Genomic DNA, 25885 nt, shown 5'->3' on the forward strand with positions numbered 1-25885 from the left:
GCGCGCCTCGCGAAACACGGAGCAAAGACCGCATGGCCTCGTTCGACCCCGCCTGGCTGGAAGGCATGTACAACAACCTTGCGCGGGTGAAAGATCACCCCGCGTACTTCGAGCGATGGGCGCGCGAATCGGCCGCAGTGCGCGAGGCCTTGCCGGCGCGGATCGATCTTCCCTACGGCCAGGGCGTGAACGAAACGCTCGACATCTTTCCCGCACCGGTGCCCGACGCGCCCGTGCTGGTCTTCATCCACGGCGGCTACTGGCGCGCCATGGACAAGAAAGACCACTCCTTCATTGCGCCTGCGTTCAATGACCGCGGCATCTGCGTGGTCCAGCCCAACTACGCGCTGTGCCCCGGTACGCCGGAGCAGCCTGTCACGGTGCCCGGCATCCTGCTGCAGATGGTGCGTGCGCTCGAATGGACCTGGCGCCACATCGCGGCCCATGGCGGCGATCCTTCGCGGATCACCGTCGCAGGCCATTCGGCCGGTGGTCATATGGCGGCGGCGCTGTTGGCTTGCGACTGGAAGGCGGTCGCACCCGATCTGCCCGCGCAGCTCGTGCGCAACGCGCTGTCGATCTCGGGCCTTTACGACCTTCGCCCGCTGCAGCGCACGCCATTTCTCGAGAATGTGCTGAAGCTGACCGATGCAGACGCCCTGCGTGCCAGCCCGGCACGGTGGCCTGCGCCCAAACGCGGCCAGCTCTACGCCGTTGCTGGCGGCGGGGAGAGCGAAGAGTTCATCCGCCACAACGCGATGATCCGCGAGGCGTGGGGACGCAACACCGTGCCGGTGTGCGAGGTGCTACCGGGGCTCAACCACTTCGATGTGGTCGACGCGCTCGCCGATCCTGCCCACACCCTGCACCGGCACGCGGTGCAGTTGCTGGAAGCCTGACCGGCGCCCGGGTGGGGCGGCCTACATCAGCAGGTGCTCGCCCGCGTTGTCGCCACCCAGCGTGACGTAGTTGACCTTGCGGATGTCCATCAGCGCGCGGCCGCCCGCGTAGCTGATCGAGCTCTGCACGTCCTGCTCCATTTCGACCAGCGTTTCGGCCAGCTTGCCCTTGATGGGTTCGAGGATGCGCTTGCCCTCGACGTGCTTGTACTCGCCCTTGTTGAAGTCGCTGGCGGAGCCGTAGTACTCCTTGAACAGCACGCCGTCGACCTCGACCGTCTTGCCCGGCGACTCCTCGTGCCCCGCGAACAGCGAGCCGATCATGACCATCGACGCGCCGAAGCGCACGCTCTTGGCAATGTCTCCGTGGTCGCGAATGCCGCCATCGGCAATGATCGGCTTGGTCGCCACGCGCGCGCACCACTTGAGCGCCGACAGCTGCCAGCCGCCGGTGCCGAAGCCGGTCTTGAGCTTGGTGATGCAGACCTTGCCCGGGCCGATGCCGACCTTGGTCGCATCAGCTCCCCAGTTCTCGAGGTCGATCACCGCTTCGGGCGTGCCGACATTGCCGGCAATCACGAAGGTCTTGGGCAGCTTTTCCTTCAGGTAGCCGATCATGTTCTTCACACTGTCGGCGTGGCCGTGTGCGATGTCGATCGTGACGTACTCGGGCACGAGGCCCTGTGCCACGAGTTGATCGACGGTGTCGTAGTCGGCCTTCTTCACACCCAACGAGATGGAAGCGAACACGCCCTTGCCCTGCATCTCCTTGACGAACTTGACGTTGTCGAGGTCGAAGCGGTGCATCACGTAGAAGTAGCCGTTCTGCGCCAGCCACAGGCAGATCGACTCGTCGACCACCGTCTTCATGTTGGCGGGCACCACCGGCAGGCGGAAGCTGCGCTCGCCCAGCGTGACGCTGGTGTCGCACTCGGAGCGGCTCTCCACGCGGCACTTGCGCGGGAGCAGGAGGATGTTGTCGTAATCGAAAATTTGCATGACCAGGCTCCTGAAAGGAATCGTTGAAAGAAACGAATGAGCGCTTGGTCCGGCCGGCTTTCGCGGTGCGTTCTGCAAGGAAAACGCCCACAAAAAACCGGGCGCAAGAAACTTGGGCCCGGTGATTGATTTTACGCGGTCTCGCAAAGGCAGGTCTTCCGGTTCTTCATATAACCCGCATACGCCGTGGTTTCTACAATCGCATGATGTTGTTTAACGATCCTGCGGCTGACGCCCACCCCCCAGCGCTGCCGCTGCTCCAGAACCTGAACGCGGAGCAACTCGCCGCGGTCACGCTGCCAGAGGGCAACGCGCTGATCCTGGCCGGCGCCGGTTCCGGCAAGACGCGCGTGCTTACCACCCGCATCGCCTGGCTGCTGCAGACCGGCCAGGTCTCCGCCGGCGGCATCCTCGCCGTGACTTTCACCAACAAGGCCGCGAAAGAAATGATGACGCGGCTGACGGCGATGCTGCCCGTCAATGTGCGCGGCATGTGGATCGGCACTTTCCACGGCCTGTGCAACCGCCTGCTGCGCGCGCACTGGAAACTGGCCAACCTGCCGTCGACCTTCCAGATCCTCGACACGCAAGACCAGCTCTCGGCCATCAAGCGCCTGATGAAGCAGTTCAACGTCGACGACGAGCGCTTCCCGGCCAAGCAGACCCAGTGGTTCATCGCCGGCGCCAAGGAAGACGGCCTGCGCCCCGGCGACGTAGAAGTGCGTAGCGACGACGACCGCAAGAAGGTCGAGCTCTACCGCCTCTACGAAGAACAATGCCAGCGCGAAGGCGTGGTCGACTTCGGCGAGCTCATGCTGCGCAGCTACGAACTGCTGCGCGACAACGACCCGGTGCGCGAGCACTACCAGCGGCGCTTCCGCCACATCCTGATCGACGAGTTCCAGGACACCAACCGCCTGCAGTACGCGTGGATCAAGATGCTCACCGGCAACACCGTCGCGGGCCAGTTCACACCGAGCGAGAACAGCAGCGTGATCGCCGTGGGCGACGACGACCAGAGCATCTACGCCTTCCGCGGCGCGCGCGTGGGCAACATGACCGACTTCGTGCGCGAGTTCGACGTGCGCCACCAGATCAAGCTGGAGCAGAACTACCGCAGCTACAGCAACATCCTCGACTCGGCCAACGAGCTCATCAGCCACAACAAGAAGCGCCTGGGCAAGAACCTGCGCACCGACCAGGGCCCGGGCGAGCCGGTGCGCGTGTACGAGTCGCCCACCGACCTCGCCGAAGCCCAGTGGATGGTCGAGGAAATGCGCCAGCTCGCGCGCGACGGCTACGAGCGCAAGGAAATGGCCGTGCTCTACCGCAGCAACGCGCAGAGCCGGGTGATCGAAACGGCGCTCTTCAATGCCTCGGTGCCGTACCGCGTGTACGGCGGCCTGCGCTTCTTCGAGCGCGCCGAAATCAAGCACGCGCTGGCCTATCTGCGCCTGCTGGAGAACAAGGACGACGACACCAGCTTCCTGCGCGTCGTCAACTTCCCGCCGCGCGGCATTGGCGCGCGCACGCTCGAAACCCTGCAGGACGCGGCGCGCGCGGCCGGGCGTTCGCTGCACGATGCGGTGAGCGTCGTCGGCGGCAAGGCCGGCGCCAACCTCACGGGTTTCGTTGCCAAGATCGACGTGCTGCGCGAGCAGACCCAAGGCGTGAGCCTGCGCGAGATCATCGAGCTGGTGCTCGACCACAGCGGCCTCGTCGAGCACTACAAGGCCGACCGCGAAGGCGCCGACCGCCTCGAGAACTTGGACGAACTCGTGAACGCGGCCGAGAGCTTCGTCACGCAGGAAGGCTTCGGCCGCGACGCCGTGGCGCTGCCGGTCGACGAGCTGCGCCAGTCGCCCGCGAGCCAGGGCATCGACCCGAGCCGTCCGGTGCTCGACGAGCCGCTCGCGCCCGACGCCGAGACCGGCGAAACACTGAGCCCGCTGGCCGCTTTCCTCACGCACGCCGCGCTCGAATCGGGCGACAACCAGGCGCAGGCCGGGCAGGACGCGGTGCAACTGATGACCGTGCACGCCGCCAAGGGCCTGGAGTTCGACTGCGTGTTCATCACCGGCATGGAAGAGGGCCTGTTTCCGCACGAGAACTCGATGAGCGATTTCGAGAGCCTCGAGGAAGAACGCCGCCTGATGTACGTGGCGATCACGCGTGCCCGCAAGCGCCTGTACCTGAGCCATTCGCAGACGCGCATGCTGCACGGCCAGACGCGCTACAACGTCAAGAGCCGCTTCTTCGACGAGCTGCCCGAAGGCGCGCTGAAGTGGCTCACGCCCAAGAACCAGGGCTTCACTCCATCGGCCTTCGGCTATGGCGGAGGCTACGCGAGCACGCGCGGCGGTGGAGGCGGCTACAGCGGTGGTGGCTATGGAGGCGGCGGCAGCAGCCGCGACAAGGACACCTTCGCCAGCCCACCCGTGCCGCCGCAGAAGACAGCGCCTTCACACGGCCTGCGCTCGGGCATGCAGGTGTTCCACAACAAGTTCGGCGAAGGCACGGTGACCGCGCTGGAAGGCACCGGCGACGATGCGCGCGCGCAGGTCAAGTTCGCGCGGCATGGCGTTAAGTGGCTGGCGCTGTCGGTGGCCAAGCTCACGCCGATCTGAGTTCAGGGCGCCGCTTGCTGCGGCGGCACTCAGTCCGGATTGAAAGTGTCGCGGAAGGTGAACCAGTTCGACGCCTGCGCCATGGCGGCGAGCGTCAGCACCGTGCCGACCATCAGGATGTTACCGATGGCCATTGCGCCGGTGTCCGAGCCCAGAGAGCCCACGCCGATCACGATGGTGCCGACCAGCGCCGCCGCCAGCAGGCCAAGCACCAGCACGCCGCACCACGCGAGCCAGTACAGCGCATAGGCGCCGAAATTCCGGAACATCGCCACCAGGCTGAAGAAAATGCTCTTCACCGGCTCCACCCGGTGCCAGTGAACCAGCGCGGGGGCATGCCACATCGCCGCGACCAGCGGTAGCGCGAGGCACATCTGAAGCAGATTCGCCATCTGGAAGCGGCTGCTTTCCAGCACTTCCTTGGTCGGGGTTTCGCCCAGCAGGTAGCTGCGCATGAACTGGCCGCCATCGACCAGTGCCGTCAGGAACACGGTCAGGAAGCAATACACCGCCGAGATCACGCCAAGTACAGCCAGAGCGCGCCATTCCGTTCGCATGGCACGGGCCACCGACAGGAACATGAGCGCGCCGGTCGGCTTCTTCACGCCGCCCGCTTCCCCAGGAAGATCGGTGTTGGTCGCCGAGGCGTCGGCCACCGACGCCGCGACCATGAAGCCCAGCGTGGAGAACGGCAGCAGCACGAACGGAATGAATCTGCCGATCAGCGGCAGCTGCGAAATGCTCGTGATCAGCGCCATGAACATCAGGAACAGCGAGACAAAGGCCAGCGGCTGCCGCCAGAAGTTCTTGAGTCCGAGGCGGACCCATTCGACGCCGGTTCGCGCCGGCACGAGGTTGAGTTTCATGTGTAGAGGTCAGGCAGCCAGCAGCGGCTCGAGGGCCTGTGCCATGGCGTGCGGGTGGGTGGCGCGGTCGCGCAGCACGCGTTCGAAGTGCGTGGGGTCATGGGGCTTGAGCATGCTCGCCTCGCGCGGCAGATGGAAGTCCCAGAGCCGGGAAATCCAGAAGCGCAGCGCCGCGGCGCGCAGCATCGCGGGCAGCAGGGCGCGCTCGGCGGCGTTCAGCTTTCGCACGGTTTCGTAGGCCGACAGCAGCGCATCGGCGCGTTCGGCATCGTGCCGGCCCGTCGGCAGGTCGATGGCCCAGTCGTTCAGGCACACGGCCAGGTCGAACAGCCAGGTGTCGGTGCCGGCGAAGTAGAAGTCGAACACGCCGGTCAGGCGGGGCGCAGCGCCGGCCTCGCCACCGGTCGCGAACATCACGTTGTCGCGGAACATGTCGGCATGCACCGGGCCGCGCGGCAGGGCCGCATAGGCCGAAGACTCGGCGACGTGGTTCTGGTAGGCCAGTTCGGCACGCAGCAGGGCGGCTTGCGATTCCTCGATGTACGGCAGCACCACCGGCACCGTCTCGTTCCACCAGTGCAGGCCGCGCAGGTTCGGCTGGATGCGGGGGTAGTCGCGCCCCGCGAGGTGCATGCGTGCCAGCATCGCGCCCAGTTCGGCGCAATGCGCCATGCCGGGGGCCAGTTCGCTGTGGCCCGAGAGTTTCTGCACCACCGCCGCAGGCTTGCCGGCCACGATGTGCAACAGGTCGCACGCGGCTTCGGCGGGCACGGGGGGCTGGTTCTTCCTGGGCTTCTCGGCGGCGACGGGCTCGGCTGCCGCCACGGGCGCGGGAACAGGCAGGCCGGCAGCCGCCAGGTGCTTCATCAGACAAAGGTAGTACGGGAGCTGCTCGGCACTCAGGCGCTCGAACAGCGTCAACACGAACTCGCCGGACTCGGTGGTCGCGAAGTAGTTGGTGTTCTCGATGCCGCCCTCGATGCCGCGCAGTTCGCGCAGCGGGCCCAGGCCCAGGCGTTGGACGAGCGCGTCTGCCTCGCCGAAACTGACTTCGGTGAAAACTGCCATCGCGGTACTCAGCGCCGCGTTGCCGCTGCAAAAACTAGGACGAAAGAACGCACGGTCAGAACTTCATCACGTTCCAGACGCGGGGGCCATTGGCGCCCGTTTCGGACGAACCCTGGCGTCCCGTGTACGCGTCGGCGGGCAGCACTTCGTAGCCCGGCACGTTGGCCTTGGGCGTGACGTTGATGCTCTGCGTGCGGCCGCCGTAGCGGACTTCGTCGACCGAGGCACCGCTGTCCTCGGTATGGATGTTCTCGACCTTCTGGTTGCGTCGGCCTTCGGCTTTGTCCTGCTCCTGATTTGGTAGCGATGCGGCCGGAGCCGCCGCGGGGGCGGCTGCGGGCTGCTGCGCCTGTACGGCGGCAAAGGGGGCTGCGAAAGCCAGCGCCAGCAGGATGCGGCGGGCGACCAGGAGTGTGGAGCTAGGCATGCCTTGATTGTAGGCTCGCCCCCGGTTCCGGGGCGTCGGTTGACACCTCGTGCCGTCGTGGCTTCGGACGCCGTCGCGGGCACGGCAAAATGGCCCGATGACCGACAAGAAAACGCTGCTGCTCGTCGATGGCTCGAGCTATCTCTACCGCGCCTTCCACGCGATGCCCGATCTGCGGGCCGTGCCCGGCGATCCCAAGAGCCCGGCGACCGGCGCCATCCGGGGAATGATCAACATGATGACTGCGCTGCGGCGCGAGGTGCGCGCCGACTACGCAGCCTGCATCTTCGACGCTCCCGGCAAGACCTTCCGCGACGACTGGTACCCCGAGTACAAGGCCAACCGCTCGCCGATGCCTGACGACCTGCGCAGCCAGATCGACCCCATCCACGAAGTGGTGAAGCTGCTCGGCTGGCCCGTGCTCAGCGTGCCCGACGTGGAAGCCGACGACGTCATCGGCACGCTCGCAAAAGTCGCCGCCGCTCAGGGCGTCGAGGTGATCGTGTCCAGCGGCGACAAGGACCTGAGCCAGCTGGTCGACGAGCACATCACCATCATCGACACGATGAACGGCAAGAAGCGCGACGTGGCGGGTGTGACGTCCGAGTTCGGCGTACCGCCGAACCTGATGATCGACTACCAGACGCTGGTCGGCGACACGGTCGACAACGTGCCCGGCGTCCCGAAGGTCGGCCCCAAGACTGCCGCCAAATGGCTGCTCGAATACGGCTCGCTCGATGCATTGATCGAACGCGCAGCCGAAGTGAAGGGCGCCGCGGGCGAGAACCTGCGCCAGGCCATCGACAAGCTGCCGTTGAGCAAACGCCTCGTCACCATTCGCACCGACTGCGACCTCGACGGCCACGTTACCGGCCTGCCGTCGCTCGAAGGCCTGCCCGTCGGCGCGCCGCAGACGGCCGAACTGAAACCCTTCTACGAGAAGTTCGGCTTCAAGAGCCTGGTCAAGTCACTCGAAGCGCAGGAAGTGCCGCCCGAGCTGATCGAAGAGAGCATCAAGAAGAAGGCTGCCTCCAAGGCCGACAGCGACCAGGGCGGCCTGTTCGACGAGCCCTCCGAGCTCGAAGCGCAGGAGGCCGCCGCGCCCGCGAGCAACCTCAAGTACGACACGATCACGAACTGGGCGCAGTTCGACGCCTGGCTCGCAAAGCTCGAAGCTGCCGACCTCGCGGCCATCGACACCGAGACCACCTCGCTCGACGAGATGGTCGCGCAGATCGTCGGCGTGAGCTTCAGCGTCACGCCCGGCGAAGCGGCCTACATCCCGCTTACGCACAACTACCCCGATGCGCCCGAGCAGTTGCCCATCGACGAGGTGCTGGCGAAGCTCAAGCCCTGGCTGGAGAACGGTGCCAAGAAAAAGCTCGGCCAGCACATCAAGTACGACCGCCACGTGTTCGCCAACCACGGCATCGAGGTGCAGGGCTACGCGCACGACACCATGCTGCAGAGCTACGTGCTCGAAGTGCACAAGCCGCACGGTCTTTCCAGCCTGGCCGAGCGCCATCTGGGTCGCAGCGGCATCTCGTACGAAGACCTGTGCGGCAAGGGCGCGCACCAGATCCCGTTCAGCCAGGTCGACATCGCCAAGGCGGCGGAGTATTCGTGCGAGGACAGCGACCAGACGCTCGACGTGCATAACACGCTGTGGCCGCGCCTCGAAGCCGACGAAAAACTGCGCTTCATCTACCAGCTCGAAATGGATTCGAGCGAGGCGCTCTACCGCGTCGAGCGCAACGGCGTGCTGATCGACGCCCCTACGCTTGCCACGCAAAGCCACGAGCTCGGCAAGCGCATCATGGAGCTGGAGCAGGAGGCCTACGACATCGCCGGCCAGCCCTTCAACCTCGGTTCGCCCAAGCAGATCGGCGAAATCTTCTTCACCAAGCTGGGCCTGCCCGTGGTCAAGAAAACGCCGAGCGGCGCACCCAGCACCGACGAAGAGGTGCTTGAAAAACTGGCCGAAGACTATCCGCTGCCGGCCAAGATCCTCGAACACCGCGGCCTGTCGAAGCTCAAGGGCACCTACACCGACAAGCTCGGCCAGCTCGCCAACCCGCGCACCGGCCGCGTGCACACGCACTATGCGCAGGCCGTGGCCGTCACGGGCCGCCTCAGCAGCAACGACCCCAACCTGCAGAACATCCCGATCCGAACGCCAGAAGGCCGCCGCGTGCGCGAGGCCTTCGTGGCACCGGCGGGCAGCGTGATCGCCAGTGCCGACTACTCGCAGATCGAACTGCGCATCATGGCCCACATCAGCGGCGACGAATCGCTGCTGCGTGCGTTCACCGAAGGCATCGACGTGCACCGCGCGACGGCCGCCGAGGTGTTCGGCTCCACGCCCGACCAGGTGTCGAGCGAGCAGCGCCGCTATGCCAAGGTCATCAACTTCGGCCTGATCTACGGCATGAGCAGCTTCGGCCTTGCGCGCAACCTCGGCATCGAGACCAAGGCCGCGGCCTCGTACATCGAGCGCTACTTTGCGCGCTACCCGGGCGTGAAGGCCTACATGGACGAGACCAAGGCGCTTGCCAAGGAGCAGGGCTACGTGGAGACCGTGTTCGGCCGCCGCCTCTACCTGCCCGAAATCAATTCGCCCAACGGCCCGCGACGCGGAGGCGCCGAGCGCGCGGCCATCAACGCGCCGATGCAGGGCACGGCCGCCGACCTGATCAAGCTCAGCATGGTCAAGGTACAGAACGTGCTTGACGAGGAGAAGCGCGGCACCCGGATGATCATGCAGGTGCACGACGAACTGGTGTTCGAAGTGCCCGAGGCCGAGATCGAATGGGTGCGCACCGAAATCCCTCGTCTCATGGCCGGCGTGGCCGCGCTGAAGGTGCCGCTGCTGGCCGAGATCGGTGTCGGTCCCAATTGGGACAAGGCGCATTGATGAACAAAAAGACGAGACAACCAACCGAGAAGAACGTACGCACATGACTCAATTTCCGCACCGCAAACTTCTGCTCGCCGCTGTCTGCGCGGCTTGCTTCGGCACCGCCTTCGCCGCACCCGACGCGCAAGTCGCTTCGCTCGCCGCCAAGGAAAAGCCCGCGCTGCTCGACACGCTGAAGGAGCTGGTCTCCATCGAGTCGGGCAGCCGCGACCTCGACGGCCTCGAGAAAATCTCCGACCTCATCGCCGCGAAGTTCAAGGCGCTGGGCGGCCAGGTCGAGCTGATCGACCCGAGCGCCGAGGCCTACCGCATGGAAGACACGCCCGAGAAAATGGGCCGCGTGGTGCGCGCCACCTTCAAGGGCACGGGCAAGAAGAAGATCTTGCTGATCGCGCACATGGACACGGTCTACACCGTGGGCATGCTCAACAAGCAGCCGTTCCGCATCGATGGCGACAAGGCCTACGGCCTGGGCATTGCCGACGACAAGCAGGGCGTGGCCGTCATCACGCACATCGTGTCGATGCTGCAGGCGATGAAGTTCAAGGAATACGGCACGCTCACCGTGCTGATCAACGGCGACGAGGAAATCAGCTCGCCCGGCGCACGCGCGCTCATCACGCGCATGGGCAGCGAGCACGATGCGGTGCTGTCCTTCGAGGGCGCCTACGTCAAGGAAGACAAGCTCTCGCTCGCCACGGCGGGCATTGCCTCGGTCACGCTGCATGTCACGGGCAAGGCCTCGCATGCGGGCTCGGCGCCCGAGCTGGGCGTGAACGCGCTGTACGAGCTTTCGCACCAGATCCTGCAGATGCGCGACCTGTCCGACCCGGCCACCGGCCTGAAGATGAACTGGACCATCTCCAAGTCGGGCAGCAACCGCAACGTGATTCCGGCCAGTGCCACCGCGGGCGCCGACGTGCGCGTGCTGAAGGTCAGCGACTACGACCGCATCGAGCAGCAGGTGAACGAGCGCGTGAAGAAACAGCTGATTCCCGAGGCCAAGGTCGAGATGAACTTCGAGCGCCGCCGCCCGCCGCTGGAAGCCACCGACGCTTCGCGCGCCATGGCCCGCCATGCGCAGCAGATCTACAAGGACGAGCTCGGCCTGCCGCTGGGCGCCGACGACAAGGCCGCCGGTGGTGGCACCGATGCGGCCTTTGCCGCGCTGAAGACCAAGGCGCCCGTCATCGAGCGCTTCGGCCTGCAGGGCTTCGGCGCGCACTCGGCCGATGCCGAGTACGTGCTGGTCAACTCCATCGAACCGCGGCTGTACCTCGGCACCCGCATGGTCATGGATATCGCACGAGGCAAGACCGCTTCGGGCAACTGACCCGCCGTTCGCGATGCGCCTTCGCCACATCGAGGTCTTCAACGCGATCATGCTCACTGGCAGCGTGAGCGCGGCGGCGCGGCTCATCAACATCACGCAGCCGGCGGTGAGCCGCACGCTGCAGCATGCCGAACTGCAGCTGGGCTTTCCGCTGTTTCAGCGCGCCAAGGGCAGGCTCACGCCGACCACAGAAGCGCTCACGCTGTATCCGCATATCGAACGGCTGTTCGCGCAGCTCGACGAGGTACAGCGGCTTGCCTCCAACCTGCGCACCGCGGGCGATACAGGCGAGCTGCGCATCCTCAGCGTGCTGGCGTTGAGCTACGACATCCTGCCGCGCGCGCTCAAGGCCTTTCGCGAAAAGCATCCGGGCTATGCAATTACCGTCGAGTCGCTGCACTCGCCGCAGATCATGTCGGCGCTGCTGCTGCAGGAAGCCGACGTGGGCTTTGCCTTCAGCCCCGCGGTACATCCCTCGCTCACGCAGGAGACGCTGGCCGACAGCCGCATGGTGTGCATTGCGCCCAAGGGCATGCTGCCGCGCGCGCTGGTGCGCAACGGTTCGGTGGCGCTGCACGATCTCGTCAACCGTCCGGTGATCGGCCTCGACAGCCGCGACCCCGTCGGCACCAGCCTGAGCCAGGCCTGCCGGCAGGCGGGCGTGGGCTTCCAGCAGGCGGTGGTCACGGTGCAGACCTATCACGCGGCACTGGCCATGGCGCACCACGGCATCGGCGTGGCGCTGGTCGACGGTTGCACGGCGCGATCGGCGGACCGTGCGAAGGTCGAGGTGCTGACGCTGGAGCCGCACATTCCGGTGCCGATTCGCGCGCTGCGTTTTGCGGCGCGGCCCGATTCGGTGGCGGTGCGCGGCATCACGCGCTGCATGCAGCAGGCGATCCAAGAGGCGCTCTAGGAGAAATACGCCTGCAGCGCCAGGTCGGTCTTGGCCCTGGCGTGCGCGACGACATCCGGGCCGAGGCCCGTGCCCTGGATTGAGAAGAAATTCAGGTCCTTCAGCCCGATGGTGCCCAGGATGGTCGTCAGGTATGGCGTCAGGAAATCCGGCTGCCGTGCATGTTCCCCGGAAAATCTCCCGCCCGAAGCCACGGCGATGAAGACCGGGCGGTCGCGCAGCGTGCCCACCTTGCCCGCAGCGCCCACATTGAACGTACGGCGTGCTCGAACGACATGATCGATCCAGGCCTTCAGCGCAGAGGGCACGCTCAGGTTGTGCATGGGCGTTCCGATGACCACGACGTCCGAGTTCTCCAGTTCCCGGATCAATTCTTCGGATGTGGAAATCGAGCCTTCCTGATTTATTTCTGTCGTGGACGAATGCTGGGCGAGCGCGTAATTCGCGTCGATATGCCTCAGGGCGCCGCCGCCAATTTCTCGTTTGACCAATACGGCATCGGGCGACTTCTTCAGCAGAAGATCGACGATTTTTCGGGAAAGCCTGAAGCTCTCCGAGGCTTGCCCGCGGGAGCTGCAATTGACGTGCAGGATTTTCATGATTGATATGGCCGCAAGGGAGAAGCGTCAATCCTAGAATTTGCATGGCCTACACTCCAGAGCCAAGAATGGAGCTTGTGATTGATCCATGATCGCCAAGAAGAGCAGCCCCGTATCACCGCTGGACCCCGCAGCGGCCGAGCCCTACTACCGGCAGATCTACGAGCGGTTTCGCAATGCCATCTCCAGCGGATTGCTCAAGCCCGGCGACCGGATACCCGCCGCCCGCGCACTGGCCAAGGAATTGGGCCTGGCAAGAGGAACGATCGAAGCCGCGTACTCCTTGCTGGTCGCCGAGGGATACATCCAGGCACGTGGCCAGGCCGGGACCATCGTGGCGCCGGGCCTCAAGCCGCAAACGCCCGTGGCAATTCCGGAGCCTCCGCTCGACAAGAGAATTTCTTCGATCGGTTTCCGGCCGGATTCGATTCTTCCGTTTCAAATGGGGCTGCCCGCCCTCGACGAATTCCCTCGAAAGATATGGGCCCGCCTGGGTGCGCGCTGCGTGCGTGCCATGCAGCCGTCCGACATGGCGCATCCTTCCATCTACGGGTTGCCAAAGCTGCGTGCCGAAATCGCCGCGTATCTGCAGGTGTCGCGTGGCATCAACTGCGCTGCATCGCAGGTGTTCGTGACCTCGGGATACCGCCACACCATCGAGCTGATCGGCCTCGCCTTGCTGAAGGCGGGAGACCGCGTCTGGCTCGAAGACCCCGGCTACCCGCCCACGCGGGAGCTGCTCGCGCACATGCAAATCGCGGCTGTCCCGGTGCGTGTAGACCAGGAGGGCATGGTCGTTTCCGAGGGCATCAAGTCGGCGCCACGCGCGCGTGCAGCCGTGGTTACGCCGGCGCACCAGAGTCCGCTGGGCGTGTCGTTGTCCTTGCCCCGGCGCCAGGCGCTGTTCGACTGGGCCGGACGGCACAACGCGTGGATCGTCGAGGACGACTACGACGGCGAATACCGCTATGTCAGCCGACCTTTGCCTGCGCTGAAGAGCCTGGACCGCGACGGACGCGTGCTCTATGCGGGCACCTTCAGCAAGGTGCTTTTCCCGAGCATCCGGCTGGCCTATCTCGTCGTGCCGGAGTCGCAGGTCGAGCGCTTCGAGCAGATCATCCAGACCTTCGCCGGGGGCAGCCCCGAACTGACGCAAGCCATCGTCACCGCCTTCATCACGGAGGGGCACTTCGCGCGGCATATCCAGCGGATGCGCAGGCTCTATGCCGAGCGTCGCGAGGCGACCAGCGCGGGCTTGCAGAGCGTGCTCGGGCAGCACGTGCGAATCGACGCGCAACCCGGTGGCATGCATCTCATCTTGCGGTTGCAAGGCCGGCAATCGGATCGCGAGCTCGTGGCGCGCATGCGGGAAGAGGGCCTGTACGCGGAGGCATTGTCAGACTGGACGAAGGAGGGCGAGGGCGCTTCGGCCCTGCTCGTCAACTTCACGAACATCGATTCCCGGCGCACCGCCGAGAAGCTCGGAAAGCGCATCCTGAGCCTGATGTGATCTGGAAGATCATGGCCCAGTATCGAATGCCATTTATGGATCTTCTGGGCTGGACCAAGATTCGACACCATGGAGTCCTTTCCAACCAGTACACACAAGGACTCTTCATGAGCAATCGCATCGACTACGCAAAGATTTCGCCCGAGGTCTACAAGGCTTTCGGAGGGGTGTACATGGCCGTCCAGAAAAGCGGCTTGCCCAAGCAACTGGTCGATCTCGTCTACCTGCGGGTTTCGCAGATCAATGGCTGCGCCTATTGCATCGACATGCATTCGCGCGACCTGCTCAAGTCCGGCCTGGCGGTCGACAAGCTCGTGCTGGTTCCGGTGTGGCACGACGCGGGCGAGGTCTTCAGCCGCCGCGAACAGGTCGCGCTCGCCTGGGCAGAAACCGTGACGCGCGTCGCTGAAACCGGCGTTCCCGATGCGGATTACGAAGCCGCTGCCGCCGAGTTCAGCGACAAGGAACTGGCCGACCTCAGCTACGCGATCGGCCTGATGAACGCCTTCAACCGCTTCGGCATCACGTTCCGCTCGACGCCCGCTGCCACTGCCGCCGCTGCCAAGGCCTGAACGCCATGGCATGGGCATTGCTCGGCGTTGCCGGCGTTCTTGAAATCGTCTTCGCCTTTGCGATGAAGTCGTCCGAAGGTTTCACGCGGCTGGTGCCCGCGCTGTTCACGGTCGCTGCCGGCCTGTCGAGCGTGGTGCTTCTTTCGCTCTCGCTGCGGACATTGCCGATGGGGACGGGCTACGCGGTGTGGACCGGCATCGGCGCCGCGGGCACCGCGATCGTGGGCATGGTGGTGCTGGGCGATTCGGCCGCGCCGATGCGGCTGCTGTGCATTGCGCTCATCCTGACCGGCGTGATCGGGCTCAAGCTGGTCACCACCAGCTGAGAAGGAGGCAGGTTGCGCTCAGGCCCGCAAGGCCTGCCCGATCTGCAGCGCCGACCCGAAGGCCAGCGTGAAGCCCAGCGCGCCGTGGCCCGTGTTGAACAGCATGTTCGACGGCGCGCTCTCCAGCCGGCCGATGATCGGCAATCCTTTCGGCGTGGCGGGCCGCATGCCTGTCCACGGGTGCAGTTCCTCGAGCCGGCTCGCATGCGGGAAGAGGGCACGCGTCGCCGTTGCCAGCGTCTCGATGCGCGTCGCAGGAATGCTTGCGTCGTGCCCCACCAGCTCGGCCATGCCCGCCACGCGCAGGCGCGAGCCGATGCGCGCGAACACCACCTTGCGTGCGCTGTCGGTCACGTTCACGTGCGGCGCGGCGCCGGGCGACGGATCGACCTCCACGGTAATGCTGTAGCCCTTGAGCGGATACACCGGTAGATAGGCCCCCAGCGCGCGGCCCAGCTTGTGCGAGGCAGAGCCCAGCGCCATCACGAAGGCATCGGCCTCCACGTCGCCTTCGCTGGTGTGCACGGCCGCGATGCGGTTCTCGCTGCGTGCAAAGCCATGCACGTCGGCACCGAGCATGAAGCGCACGCCGCGCGCGCTCAATGCCCGCATGAGCTCGGTGCACACCTTGAGGCAGTCGGCCGCGCACTCGCTCGGCGTGTGCACGGCGCCCGCCATCTGGCCGCGGTAGCTGGCAAGCGCGGGCTCGATGGCGATGCATTCGTCAGGCGTTACCAGGCGCTGTTCGCTACCCATGGCGCGCTGCAGTTCGAGCTGTGCGCGCGCACCTTCGAGCGAAGCCGAGCTGGCATACAGCACCAGCTTGCCGGTGGCCGAGAAATCGCAATCGGGTGCGATATCGGCGCGCATCGCCTCGAACTCTGTACGGCTCGATGCGGCCAGCGCCAGCAGCTTCGCCGTCGTGTCGCGCGAAGTCTGCGCGTTGCAGGCCGCGAGAAAGGCCATGCCCCAGCGCCATTGCAGCGGGTCGAGCTGCGGCTGCAGCTTGAGCGGTGATGTGGGCGACAGCAATAGCTTGGGCAACTGCTTCCAGATCGACGGGTCGGCCAGCGGCTGCACGTACGAGTAGCTGAGCTGCGCGCCATTGCCGCCGCTTGCGCCCGCGCCAGGGGCGGCGCGGTCGATCACGGTGACCTGATGGCCCTGGCGTTCGAGCTGCCAGGCGGTGGCCAGGCCCACGATGCCGGCACCGAGCACACACACATGCATGGAGGCAACTTTCCGGAGATTGAGAACTTGAGCCGTGACTGTAGGCGCGCGCGGCTCCGGCCGGAAATGCCAAAAGAACCCCCGCCCATAACCTTTGGGCATGGGTCGGCTTTCAATTGGAATTGTTGTTTTGTTTCGCTGCTTCTTAAACTGGCCGCATGTTCAGTCCAACCGAATGAAGGCTCGCATGAAACTCTCCGTCCTCATGGCTTCCATGGCCGCAACGGCGCTCTTCAGCGCCACTGGCGCGCAGGCTGCCGACACGCTGGCCAAGATCGCCGAGTCCGGCAAGATCACGCTCTCTTATCGCGAGTCGTCGGTGCCCTTCAGCTATCTCGACGGCCCCAACAAGCCGATCGGGTTCTCGGTCGAACTCTCCAACGCCGTGGTCGAGGCGGTGAAGAAAAAACTGAACAAGCCCAACCTGCAGGTCGCGCTCATGCCCGTCACCTCGCAGAACCGTATTCCGCTGATCACCAACGGCACGGTCGACCTGGAGTGCGGCTCCACCACCAACAACACCGCGCGCGGCAAGGACGTGGCCTTTGCCATCAACCACTTCTACACCGGCACGCGCCTGCTGGTGAAGAAGTCTTCGAAGATCAAGAACTACGCCGACCTCGCGAAGAAGACCGTGGCCAGCACTACAGGCACCACCAACGCACTGGTAATGCGCAAGTACAACACCGAGAAGAACCTCGGCATGGACATCGTGCTCGGCAAGGACCACGCCGATTCGTTCCTGCTGGTCGAGAGCGACCGTGCGGTGGCCTTCGCCATGGACGACATCCTGCTGTTCGGCCTGATCGCCAACGCCAAGACGCCGGCCGACTTCGAGGTGGTGGGCGATTCTCTGCAGGTCGAGCCCTATGCCTGCATGCTGCCCAAGGACGACCCGGCCTTCAAGAAGCTGGTCGACGACACCTTCGCCGGCCTGATGAAGAGCGGCGAGTTCGAGAAGCTCTACAACAAGTGGTTCATGCAGCCGATCCCGCCGAAGAACGTGCCGCTGAACCTGCCGATGAGCCCGCAGCTGAAAGAGAACCTGAAAGCTCTCAGCGACAAGCCCGCGACCTGATCCAGGCGCGACGAGAAGATAAGAAAAGGACATGGCAGTGACGCAGGTGGTCGGCATTCTTGGAGGCATGGGCCCCGCGGCGGGCGCCGACTTCGTGCGGCTCTTCGTGCAGGCCTGCGCGCAGCAGATGCGCGCGCGCGGCGAGCCGGTGCGCGACCAGTCCTTTCCTGAACACTGGCTCGCGCAGGTGCCGGTGCCCGACCGTACCGACGCGCTGGCTTCGGCGGAACAGGGCGCACACCAGCCGCTGGAGCCGATGCTGCAGGCGCTGGGCCGGCTGGCCGCGCTCGGTAGCCGGGCCGTGGCCATCGCCTGCAATACCGCGCATGCATGGCACGCCAACCTGCAGGAGCGCTTTCCGCAGGTCGAACTGCTGCACATGGCGCGCGAAACCGCGCAACAGCTGGCCGGGCAGGGCACGACCAGCGTCGCGCTGATGGCTACCGAGGGCACCTACCGCGTGCGCCTCTACGAACAGGCGCTGGCCGAAGCGGGCCTGGGCTGCCACGTGCCGACGCCGGCGGAGCGCCACACCATCACGCGCGGCATCTTCGACGGCGTGAAGGCCGGCAACATGCAGCTCGCCGAGCAATGCTTTTCCGATGTGGCGCTGCGGCTGGCCGAGCGCCATGGCCCCGTCACCATCATCATGGGCTGTACCGAAGTGCCGCTGGGTCTGCAGGGTTCGGCCGCGGTGGCGGGCCTCGACCTCGTCGACCCCGCGCAGGTACTGGCCGCGGCGCTGGCCCGGCGGGCCTACCAACCCCACTGAAACCAGGGGACATAGAGGCAGGAGTCGATTTCGCCTACATTGCGGCGTGCGTTTTTGATAGCGCAACGCCCCTTGTCCGACGATCCAACTGGAGCCCTTCCCATGCCCCTCGACGACAGCCGTTCAGACTTCGATTCGCTTCGCCCCGGCGAGAGCACCGAGCAGGGCGCCACGCGCCGCACTGCACTCAAGGCCGCCATCGGCGTGGGCTATGCCGCCGCCGTGCTGCCGGTGGCCGCGCAGACTGCCATCAGCACCTCGGCCGAAGGCCTGAAGGCCGGCCCGATCAAGTACACCGTCAACGGCTTCGATGTGCCCGCCTACGCTGCGGCACCCGCCGGAAAGACCGGCCTGCCGGTGATTCTGGTGATCCAGGAAATCTTCGGCGTGCACGAGTACATCGCCGACACCTGCCGCCGCTTCGCCCAGCTCGGCTACCTGGCCATCGCGCCGGAGCTGTATGCGCGCCAGGGTGACCCGCGCGGCTACACCGACATTCCCAAGCTGCAGGCCGACATCGTCAGCAAGGTGCCCGACGCACAGGTGCTGGCCGACCTCGACGGCGCGCTGGCCTATGCCAAGGCCAACGGCGGCGACACCAGCAAGGCCGGCATCACCGGCTTCTGCTGGGGCGGGCGCATCGTGTGGCTGTATGCCGCCACCGGCAAGGTCAAGGCGGGCGTGGCGTGGTACGGCCGGCTGGTCGGGCAGCCCAGCGAACTGACGCCGAAGCACCCCATCGACATCGCCGCCAGCCTGCAGGCGCCGGTGCTTGGCCTGTACGGCGGAAAAGACCAGGGGATCCCCCTTGACACGGTTGATAAGATGAAAGCAGCTCTGGCCACTGGAACCCCGGCGGCCAAGGCGTCGAGCTTCGTCGTGTACCCCGAAGCAGGCCACGCATTCCATGCCGACTACCGCCCCAGCTACGTCAAGAGCGCAGCGGACGACGGCTGGCAACGTGCCACGGCCTGGTTCAAAGCCAATGGCGTCGCCTGAACGCGGCGCCCTGTAGCCACCCCCGCCGAAGGCCGTCGAATGACGGCCTTTTCTCTTTTTATGAACGGACAACGGCCTTGTTGAAACAGTTTCAGCGGCCGCTCCTCTTGCGCAAGCAGCTATGAATTTGATAGTCATCATCGCGGCGACCCTGGTTGCCGGTATCGGAAGCGTCTGGCTCGCGGCCCTCCTGCTGAAGGTGGGCGTGCGCAGCGGCTCGGGCGGCGTGAACCCGCAGCATCTGCTGAGCCTGGCAGCTGGTGCGCTGCTTGCCACGGCGTTCATGCATCTGCTGCCCGAGGCGTTCGAGAGCCGCATCGAGCCCGCGCTGCTGTTCGCGGTGCTGTTGTTCGGGCTGGTGTTCTTCTTCCTGCTCGACAAGGCCGAGTTGTGGCACCACGGGCACGAACATCACCATGGCGACGAGAAGAGCGCGCACGAGGGGCACGACCATGACCACGGGCACTCGCATGGCCACACGCACGACCACGGCCCCCGAACCGGTGGCTGGGCCGTGCTCACAGGCGACAGCGTGCATTGCTTCGGCGACGGCATCCTGATCGCCTCGGCCTTCACCGCCGACCTGCGCCTGGGCCTGGTTGCTGCCATCGCGGTGCTGGCGCACGAAATTCCGCACCACATCGGCGACCTCGTCGTGCTGCGCCAGAGCTCCGCCAACCAGCGCGCGGCGCTGGTGAAGGTGTCGCTCGCTGGCACCATGACCGCGCTGGGTGGCATCGCGGGCTGGTGGCTGGTCGACCAGCTGCACAGCTGGCTGCCGTACTTCCTGGTGCTGGCCGGCAGCAGTTTTGTCTACGTGGCGTTGGCCGACCTGATTCCGCAGCTGCAGAAGCGCCTGCCGGCACGCCAGACCGCCGCGCAGATCCTGTGGCTGGCCGCGGGCATCGTGCTGGTCACGCTAGTGAGCCGGCTGGCGCATGGCGAGCATGGGCACGACCACGGCCACGACGACCCGGGCCACGGGGAGCACGGCCATGTGCACAAGGACTCACGGTCGGTCAGCCGGTTAGCGAATCCCGCGGGAAACTTTCCGACACCGACGCTGCGCGCCGGATGAACCGGAACGGCCGAAACAGGCGCACCATAGGGGGTCTGTCAGAAATCAGCCGAGGAACCGATCATGAATACCATCGACGCCACCGCGCGATCCGCCTCGCCCGCCGAAGACGATGAGGACGACACGCCCGCCGATGACTTCGAGGAGCAGGACAGCGACGTGTCCGACGACCTGTCGGAGGAAACGGGCATCGATCTCACCGATGCGAGCGAACTCGATGCCGACAACGTGCCGGCCGACGAAGAGTTCGACCGCGTGATGAACGCTCCGGACTGAGCCTGCTCAAGCCATTCAGGCAGTCTCGCGCCGCGTGATCACCTGTCCGTTGCGCACCCCGCAGTGCGACCCATCGCGCCAGGTCACGGCGCCATTCACGATCACCGCATCGATGCCCTCTGCCGGCTGCATCGGCGTTTCGTAGTTCGCGGTGTCGCGCACCGTCGCGGCGTTGAAGATCACCACGTCGGCATGGTGGCCCGGCTTCAGCGTGCCGCGCTCGTGCAGGCCGAAGTTGCGCGCCGTGAGCCCCGTCATCTTCCACACCGCAGTTTCCAACGGGAACAGGCCGATGTCGCGGCTGTAGTGGCCCAGCACGCGTGGAAAGGTGCCCCACAGGCGCGGATGCGGCTTCTCGCCCAGCGGAATGCCGTCCGAGCCGATCATGGTCTCGTCGAACGCGAGGATGCGCTGCACGTCGTCCTCGTCCATCATGAAATAGATCGCGCTGCCGGGCTGCAGCCGCCTGGCCGCCTCTTCGCCCGACACGCCCCATCCGGCTGCAATGTCTTTCAGGTCGCGGCCTGCGCATTCAGGGTGCGGCACGCTCGATGCGATGAGCACGCGGCCTTCCATCATTCCGCGGTCGGTGCGGATCATGGTGGAGCCGGCCGTGTAGGGGTAGCAGTCGAGCCCGATGCACTGGTGCTGCATCGCTTCCTTGATGAAAGGCAGCGTGACTTTCGTCTTGCCGAAGTTCTGCGTGTTCTGCACCTTGTGGTGCGACACCACGACCGGAATGTCGAGCGCGCGGCCGATGTGGAAGGTTTCTTCCAGCGACTCCATCACGCGGTCGCTCTCGTCGCGCATGTGGGTCACGTACAGCGCCTTGCGCGATGTGAGCGGGCGGCCGACTTCGATGATCTCCTCGGTCGTCGCCTTCACGGCCGGCGGATAGAAAGTGCCGGTCGACAGGCCGATGGCGCCGGCCTGCATCGCCTCTTCGACCAGCGCTTGCATGGCCGCGATCTCGATGTCGTTCGCGGGCCGGTCGAGGTTGGCCATGACCACGGCGCGCAAGGTCGAATGGCCCACCATCGCCGCCACGTTCACCGATGAGGGCGTGGCGCGCAGCGCATCGAGGTACGCCGCGAAGGTGGTGAAGCGGCCTTCCGCCGGCGAGTCGAGCAGGCTCAGCGGCATCGGCAGGTCCATGTCGGCGCGCAGCGGTGCGGCGCTGATGCCGCAGTTGCCCGCCACCACCGTGGTCACGCCCTGCGACACCTTGAACGGCATCTGCGCCTGCGACAGCACGGCCTGGTCGTCATGCGTGTGCGAGTCGATGAAGCCGGGCGCGACGATGCGGCCGGTGGCGTCGAGCGTCTGTTCGGCCGTGTGGCCGGCGAGCTTGCCGATGGCGGCGATGCGGCCGTTCACGATGCCGATGTCGGCATCGAAGCGCGGCGCCTTGGTGCCGTCGATTACGGTGCCGCCGCGGATCAGCAGGTCGTAGTGGGGAGGTTTTTCGGACACGGAAAAATCCTTTCTTTCTTCTTCAGCGGAAATGGCAGGCAACCCAGTGGCTGCCGTTCGCGGACGACGGCCGCTCGCTCAGCTCGGGCGTCTTCTCCTTGCACACGGCCTGCGCCATCGGGCAACGCGTGTGAAAGCGGCAGCCCGAAGGCGGGTTGGCGGGGCTCGGCGGATCGCCCTGCAGCAGCATGCGGCGTGCGGGCGTGCGTGGGTTGGGCACGGGCACGGCCGACAGAAGAATCTCGGTGTACGGATGCAGCGGCGAAGAGAACAGCGTGTCGCGGTCGGCAATCTCCACGATGTGCCCGAGGTACATCACTGCCACGCGATGGCTGATGTGGCGCACCACCGCAAGGTCGTGCGCCACGAAGAGATACGCGATGCCGAACTCGGCCTGCAGGTCCATCAGCAGGTTGACCACCTGCGCCTGCACCGACACGTCGAGCGCCGACACCGGCTCGTCGCACACGATCAGCTTCGGGTTCAGCGCCAATGCACGCGCAATGCCCAGCCGTTGCCGCTGTCCGCCCGAGAACTCGTGCGGAAACTTCTTCGCCGCCTCGGGCCGCAGCCCAACGCGCGAGAACAGCCACTGCACGCGCTCGCGCCGTTCCGCTGCCATGCCCATGCCGAAGTTTCGCAGCGGCTCGGCCACGATGTCTCCGGCTGTGAGGCGCGGGTTCAGCGAGGCATACGGGTCCTGAAAAATAATCTGCAGCTGCCGCCGGCGCATGCGCATGTCTTCGGCGGACAGCGTCAGCAGCTCTTCGCCTTCGAGCTCCACCGAGCCCGAGGTCGGCTCGACCAGCCGCATGACCGACTTGGCCGTGGTCGTCTTGCCGCAGCCCGATTCGCCGACCAGCGACAGCGTTTCGCCGCGCGCAACAGAGAACGACACACCGTCGACCGCCTGGATCGAAGGCCTGGCCGGCCGCAGCCAGCGCTTGGGCGACATGTAGTGCTTGCGCAGGTTGCGCACCTGCAGCAGTGGCGTTGCAGCGGTCGTCGTCATGCAGCCATCTCCTCGGTACCTGCCCAGTGTTCTTCGACTGCAAAGCAGGCCACCACATGGTCGCCGACTTGCTGCACGAGCTGCGGCGTCTCGGCGCGGCAGCGTTCGCGCGCATGGCTGCAGCGCGCCGCAAAGGCGCAGCCGCGCCCCAGTTCGTGTGCGGCCGGCACCAGCCCCGGAATCTCGGTGAGCCGCGTGCTCGTGGTGTTCATCGCGGGCATCGAGGCCATCAGAGCACGCGTGTAGGGGTGCAGCGGGCGGTCGAACAGGTCGATCACGTCTGCCTCTTCCACCTTCTTGCCGGCATACATCACGACCACGCGGTCGCAGCTTTCGGCCACCACGCCCAGGTCGTGCGTGATCATCACCACGCCCATGCCCAGCTCCTTCTGCAGGCGCTTGATGAGGTCGAGGATCTGCGCCTGGATCGTCACGTCGAGCGCCGTCGTCGGCTCGTCGGCGATCAGCACCTCGGGGTTGCAGGCCAGGGCCAGCGCGATCATCACGCGCTGGCGCATGCCGCCCGAGAGCTGGTGCGGGTACTCGTTCACGCGTCGCTCGGGCTCGGGGATCTGCACCACGCGCAGCATTTCGACCGCGCGCTTCATCGCATCGGCGCGGCTGGCCTTCTGGTGCAGCTGCACCGTCTCTGCGATCTGCCGGCCCACGGTGAGCACCGGGTTCAGCGATGTCATCGGCTCCTGGAAGATCATCGAGATGCGGTTGCCGCGAATCTGCCGCATCTCGCGTTCGCTGAGCTGCATCAGGTCGGTGCCGCGCAGCCGCACCGCGCCCATGTGGCGTCCGGGCGGTGTAGGCACCAGCCGCAGGATCGACAGCGCCGTCACGCTCTTGCCGCAGCCCGATTCGCCGACCACGCCGAGCGTGCGGCCTGCGCGCACCGTGTACGAAACCCCATCGACCGACCGCACCACGCCCGCCAGCGTGTGGAAGTGCGTGCGCAGGTTGTCGACTTCGAGCAGAGGCTCGCCGGGGGCGAGGGCGGTGTGGGACATGGTGATCGTCATGACATGTCCTTCACAGCTGCCGTGCCAGGCGCGGGTCCAGCGCATCGCGCAGGCCGTCGCCCAGCAGGTTGATCGCCAGCACCGTCGCCGCCAGCAGCAGCCCCGGGTACAGGATGATGTGGAACGCCACCGTCACGAAGTTGCGCCCCTCGGCCATCATGTTGCCCCAGCTCGGCGTCTGCGAGGGCACGCCCACGCCGAGGAATGAAAGCGCGGCCTCGGTCAGCACGGCGGCCGCCGCCACGAAGGTCGCCTGCACCACCAACGGCGCCACGATGTTCGGCAGCACGTGGCGCACCAGGATCACCGGCAGCCGCGTGCCTACCGCGTGTGCTGCCTCCACGAACAACTGCTCGCGCAGCGTGAGCGCGAGCGATCGCACCAGCCGCACCACGCGCGGAATCTCGGGCACCGTGATGGCGATGATCACCGTCGTCAGGCTGGCGCGCGTCACCGCCATGAGCGCGATGGCCAGCAGGATGCCGGGAATGGCCATGAGCCCGTCCATCACTCGCATGATCGGCCCGTCCGCCCAGCGCACGAAGCCCGACACCAGTCCGAGCGCAATGCCGAAGAAGGTGGCCAGCACCGCGACCGCGGCGCCCACGATCATCGACACGCGCCCGCCCCACACGGCGCGGCTGAACACGTCCCGGCCCAGCGCATCGGTGCCGAACCAGTGCTCGCCGGAGGGCGGCTGCATGCGCGCGAGCGGGTCGATGTCCTGCGGATCGTGCGTGGCGATCCACGGCGCGGCGATGGAGAGAATGGCCACCGCAATCAGCAGCAGCGCACCGATGATCAGCGTCGGGTGCTTGCGCACCCAGCGCCAGCGCGGCGGCACGAAAGGGGCTTCGTCGTCGGCCGCGGCGTCGGGTGTCTGGATGGTGTTCAAGGGAAGGACCGTGGACATTGCGTGGGGTTCTTCTTCATCAGTACTGGATGCGCGGGTCGAACAGGCGGTAGCTCAGGTCGATCAGCAGGTTGATCAGCACATACACCCCCGCCGAGAGCAGCAGCACGCTCTGGATCACGGGGTAGTCGTGTCGCTGCACTGAATCGATCACGAGCCGGCCCACGCCCGGAATGGCGAACACCGTTTCGGTGACGACCACGCCGCCGATCAGCAGCGCGATGCCCGCGCCGACGGTGGTGGCGATGGGAATGGCCGCGTTGCGCAGCGCATGCCCCAGCACCGGCAGCACGCCCAGGCCCTTGGCGCGCGCGGTGCGGATGTAGTCCTCGTGCAGCACTTCGAGCACGGTGGCGCGCGTCATGCGCGTCACCAGAGCGATGTACACCAGCGCCAGGTTCACGCAGGGCAGCACCAGCGACCGCAACCACTCGCCCGGGCCCTCGGCAAAGTGCACATAGCCCTGCACCGGAAACCACGGCAGCTGGACCGCGAAGCTGTAGACCAGCAGGTAGCCGACGAGGAACACCGGCACCGAGAAGGCCAGCACCGCGAACAGCATCACCAGCCGGTCGATCCAGCTGCCCGCGCGATGCGCCGCGAGCGTGCCCAGCGGCACCGACACCACCAGCGTGATGAGCATGGTCAGCGCGGCGATCGACACCGTCGGCTCCAGCCGCTGCCCCAGCAGCTGCGCCACCGGCATCTGCGTGAATATCGAGGTGCCGAGGTCGCCGGTGAAGAGCTTGCCGACCCACAGCGCGAACTGCTGCCACAGCGGCAGGTTCAGGCCGAGCGCGGTGCGCAGCTTCTCGATGTCCTCGGTGGTTGCAAGGTCGCCCGCGATGAGCGCGGCCGGGTCGCCGGGCGACAGGTGGATCAGCAGGAACACCACCACGGCCACCACCGCCATGACGGGGAGCGTCGAGAGAAAGCGTCGAACGATGTAGCCCATGGCGATGCCTTG

At 66.0% G+C, this 25885-nt stretch carries 24 protein-coding genes; 13 read left to right on the forward strand and 11 right to left on the reverse strand.

The features are described from left to right. Window positions 1–32: 32 nt before the first annotated feature. A complete protein-coding gene (locus ACTG4X_RS10475; protein WP_097199733.1) occupies window positions 33–899 on the forward strand; it encodes an alpha/beta hydrolase in 867 nt (288 codons plus the stop codon). Window positions 900–920: 21 nt separating this feature from the next. Here the strand turns inward: ACTG4X_RS10475 and ACTG4X_RS10480 are convergent, their stop codons facing one another. Next, on the reverse strand, window positions 921–1898 hold the full coding sequence (locus tag ACTG4X_RS10480; RefSeq protein ID WP_093075435.1) for a GMP reductase: 978 nt from the start codon (window positions 1896–1898) through the stop codon (window positions 921–923). Window positions 1899–2104: 206 nt separating this feature from the next. On the opposite strand from ACTG4X_RS10480, the gene ACTG4X_RS10485 reads away from it, so the two are divergent. Then, the gene (locus ACTG4X_RS10485) at window positions 2105–4525 is read left to right on the forward strand and encodes a UvrD-helicase domain-containing protein (RefSeq protein WP_371127531.1); all 2421 of its coding nucleotides are present in this window, start codon (window positions 2105–2107) and stop codon (window positions 4523–4525) included. Window positions 4526–4554: 29 nt separating this feature from the next. Here the strand turns inward: ACTG4X_RS10485 and ACTG4X_RS10490 are convergent, their stop codons facing one another. Genes ACTG4X_RS10490 through ACTG4X_RS10500 form a run of 3 tightly spaced genes read right to left on the reverse strand, consistent with a single transcriptional unit; the run spans window position 4555 to window position 6886 of the window. Further along, on the reverse strand, window positions 4555–5391 hold the full coding sequence (locus ACTG4X_RS10490) for a BPSS1780 family membrane protein (RefSeq protein ID WP_093172013.1): 837 nt from the start codon (window positions 5389–5391) through the stop codon (window positions 4555–4557). 9 nt (window positions 5392–5400) lie between these two features. Further along, the gene (locus ACTG4X_RS10495) at window positions 5401–6459 is read right to left on the reverse strand and encodes a homoserine kinase (RefSeq protein WP_440533752.1); all 1059 of its coding nucleotides are present in this window, start codon (window positions 6457–6459) and stop codon (window positions 5401–5403) included. A gap of 55 nt (window positions 6460–6514) precedes the next feature. Beyond that, complete coding sequence (locus ACTG4X_RS10500) at window positions 6515–6886, reverse strand: hypothetical protein (RefSeq protein WP_093049875.1); 372 nt, start codon at window positions 6884–6886, stop codon at window positions 6515–6517. Window positions 6887–6983: 97 nt separating this feature from the next. On the opposite strand from ACTG4X_RS10500, the gene polA reads away from it, so the two are divergent. From polA to ACTG4X_RS10515, 3 genes are read left to right on the forward strand one after another with little or no spacing between them, the layout of a single operon-like run. Beyond that, window positions 6984–9800 (forward strand): DNA polymerase I, encoded by a 2817-nt coding sequence (gene polA / locus ACTG4X_RS10505; protein WP_093172009.1) that lies wholly within the window; start codon window positions 6984–6986, stop codon window positions 9798–9800. Window positions 9801–9843: 43 nt separating this feature from the next. After that, the gene (locus ACTG4X_RS10510) at window positions 9844–11136 is read left to right on the forward strand and encodes a M20/M25/M40 family metallo-hydrolase (protein WP_093075423.1); all 1293 of its coding nucleotides are present in this window, start codon (window positions 9844–9846) and stop codon (window positions 11134–11136) included. 13 nt (window positions 11137–11149) lie between these two features. After that, window positions 11150–12052, forward strand: coding sequence for a LysR family transcriptional regulator (locus tag ACTG4X_RS10515; protein WP_093049884.1), 903 nt, complete (start codon window positions 11150–11152; stop codon window positions 12050–12052). Here the strand turns inward: ACTG4X_RS10515 and ACTG4X_RS10520 are convergent. Further along, window positions 12049–12651, reverse strand: coding sequence for an FMN-dependent NADH-azoreductase (locus ACTG4X_RS10520; RefSeq protein ID WP_440533753.1), 603 nt, complete (start codon window positions 12649–12651; stop codon window positions 12049–12051). The two genes, ACTG4X_RS10515 and ACTG4X_RS10520, sit on opposite strands and share 4 nt — an antisense overlap. Window positions 12652–12739: 88 nt before the next feature. On the opposite strand from ACTG4X_RS10520, the gene pdxR reads away from it, so the two are divergent. From pdxR to ACTG4X_RS10535, 3 genes are all read left to right on the forward strand, one after another. Then, a complete protein-coding gene (pdxR, locus tag ACTG4X_RS10525; protein WP_440533754.1) occupies window positions 12740–14161 on the forward strand; it encodes a MocR-like pyridoxine biosynthesis transcription factor PdxR in 1422 nt (473 codons plus the stop codon). A 107-nt stretch (window positions 14162–14268) separates the two neighbouring features. After that, a complete protein-coding gene (locus ACTG4X_RS10530) occupies window positions 14269–14733 on the forward strand; it encodes a carboxymuconolactone decarboxylase family protein (protein WP_097199729.1) in 465 nt (154 codons plus the stop codon). A 5-nt stretch (window positions 14734–14738) separates the two neighbouring features. Next, window positions 14739–15059, forward strand: a complete 321-nt coding sequence (locus ACTG4X_RS10535; RefSeq protein WP_093049896.1) for a DMT family transporter — start codon at window positions 14739–14741, stop codon at window positions 15057–15059. An 18-nt stretch (window positions 15060–15077) separates the two neighbouring features. On the opposite strand, the gene ACTG4X_RS10540 is transcribed toward ACTG4X_RS10535, so the two are convergent. After that, window positions 15078–16289 carry a D-amino acid dehydrogenase gene (locus ACTG4X_RS10540; protein ID WP_440533755.1) on the reverse strand — a complete coding sequence of 404 codons (1212 nt, stop codon included), beginning with the start codon at window positions 16287–16289 and terminating at the stop codon, window positions 15078–15080. Between the two features lie 187 nt (window positions 16290–16476). Between ACTG4X_RS10540 and ACTG4X_RS10545 the strand changes: the two genes are divergently transcribed. The 5 genes from ACTG4X_RS10545 (at window position 16477) to ACTG4X_RS10565 (ending at window position 20492) form a co-directional block, all read left to right on the forward strand. Next, window positions 16477–17367, forward strand: coding sequence for a transporter substrate-binding domain-containing protein (locus ACTG4X_RS10545; RefSeq protein WP_440533756.1), 891 nt, complete (start codon window positions 16477–16479; stop codon window positions 17365–17367). Window positions 17368–17398: 31 nt separating this feature from the next. After that, complete coding sequence (locus ACTG4X_RS10550) at window positions 17399–18139, forward strand: aspartate/glutamate racemase family protein (protein ID WP_093075405.1); 741 nt, start codon at window positions 17399–17401, stop codon at window positions 18137–18139. 102 nt (window positions 18140–18241) lie between these two features. Further along, window positions 18242–19138, forward strand: a complete 897-nt coding sequence (locus ACTG4X_RS10555) for a dienelactone hydrolase family protein (RefSeq protein ID WP_093075402.1) — start codon at window positions 18242–18244, stop codon at window positions 19136–19138. Between the two features lie 121 nt (window positions 19139–19259). Then, complete coding sequence (locus tag ACTG4X_RS10560; RefSeq protein ID WP_440533757.1) at window positions 19260–20216, forward strand: ZIP family metal transporter; 957 nt, start codon at window positions 19260–19262, stop codon at window positions 20214–20216. Window positions 20217–20279: 63 nt separating this feature from the next. Next, window positions 20280–20492 carry a hypothetical protein gene (locus ACTG4X_RS10565; RefSeq protein ID WP_093049911.1) on the forward strand — a complete coding sequence of 71 codons (213 nt, stop codon included), beginning with the start codon at window positions 20280–20282 and terminating at the stop codon, window positions 20490–20492. 15 nt (window positions 20493–20507) lie between these two features. Here the strand turns inward: ACTG4X_RS10565 and ACTG4X_RS10570 are convergent, their stop codons facing one another. The 5 genes from ACTG4X_RS10570 to ACTG4X_RS10590 are packed head-to-tail and all read right to left on the reverse strand — an operon-like array spanning window position 20508 to window position 25873. Beyond that, window positions 20508–21965, reverse strand: coding sequence for an N-acyl-D-amino-acid deacylase family protein (locus ACTG4X_RS10570; RefSeq protein ID WP_440533758.1), 1458 nt, complete (start codon window positions 21963–21965; stop codon window positions 20508–20510). A 22-nt stretch (window positions 21966–21987) separates the two neighbouring features. Then, the gene (locus tag ACTG4X_RS10575; RefSeq protein WP_440533759.1) at window positions 21988–22977 is read right to left on the reverse strand and encodes an ABC transporter ATP-binding protein; all 990 of its coding nucleotides are present in this window, start codon (window positions 22975–22977) and stop codon (window positions 21988–21990) included. After that, the gene (locus ACTG4X_RS10580; RefSeq protein ID WP_440533760.1) at window positions 22974–24005 is read right to left on the reverse strand and encodes an ABC transporter ATP-binding protein; all 1032 of its coding nucleotides are present in this window, start codon (window positions 24003–24005) and stop codon (window positions 22974–22976) included. The genes ACTG4X_RS10575 and ACTG4X_RS10580 overlap by 4 nt, the downstream gene beginning before the upstream one ends. A 10-nt stretch (window positions 24006–24015) precedes the next feature. Continuing rightward, complete coding sequence (locus tag ACTG4X_RS10585) at window positions 24016–24918, reverse strand: ABC transporter permease (protein WP_093075394.1); 903 nt, start codon at window positions 24916–24918, stop codon at window positions 24016–24018. Between the two features lie 19 nt (window positions 24919–24937). After that, a complete protein-coding gene (locus ACTG4X_RS10590) occupies window positions 24938–25873 on the reverse strand; it encodes an ABC transporter permease (protein ID WP_440533761.1) in 936 nt (311 codons plus the stop codon). Window positions 25874–25885: the final 12 nt, after the last annotated feature.

Origin of the sequence: Variovorax sp. YR566 (assembly GCF_051992195.1) — a bacterium.
Taxonomy (GTDB): domain Bacteria; phylum Pseudomonadota; class Gammaproteobacteria; order Burkholderiales; family Burkholderiaceae_C; genus Variovorax.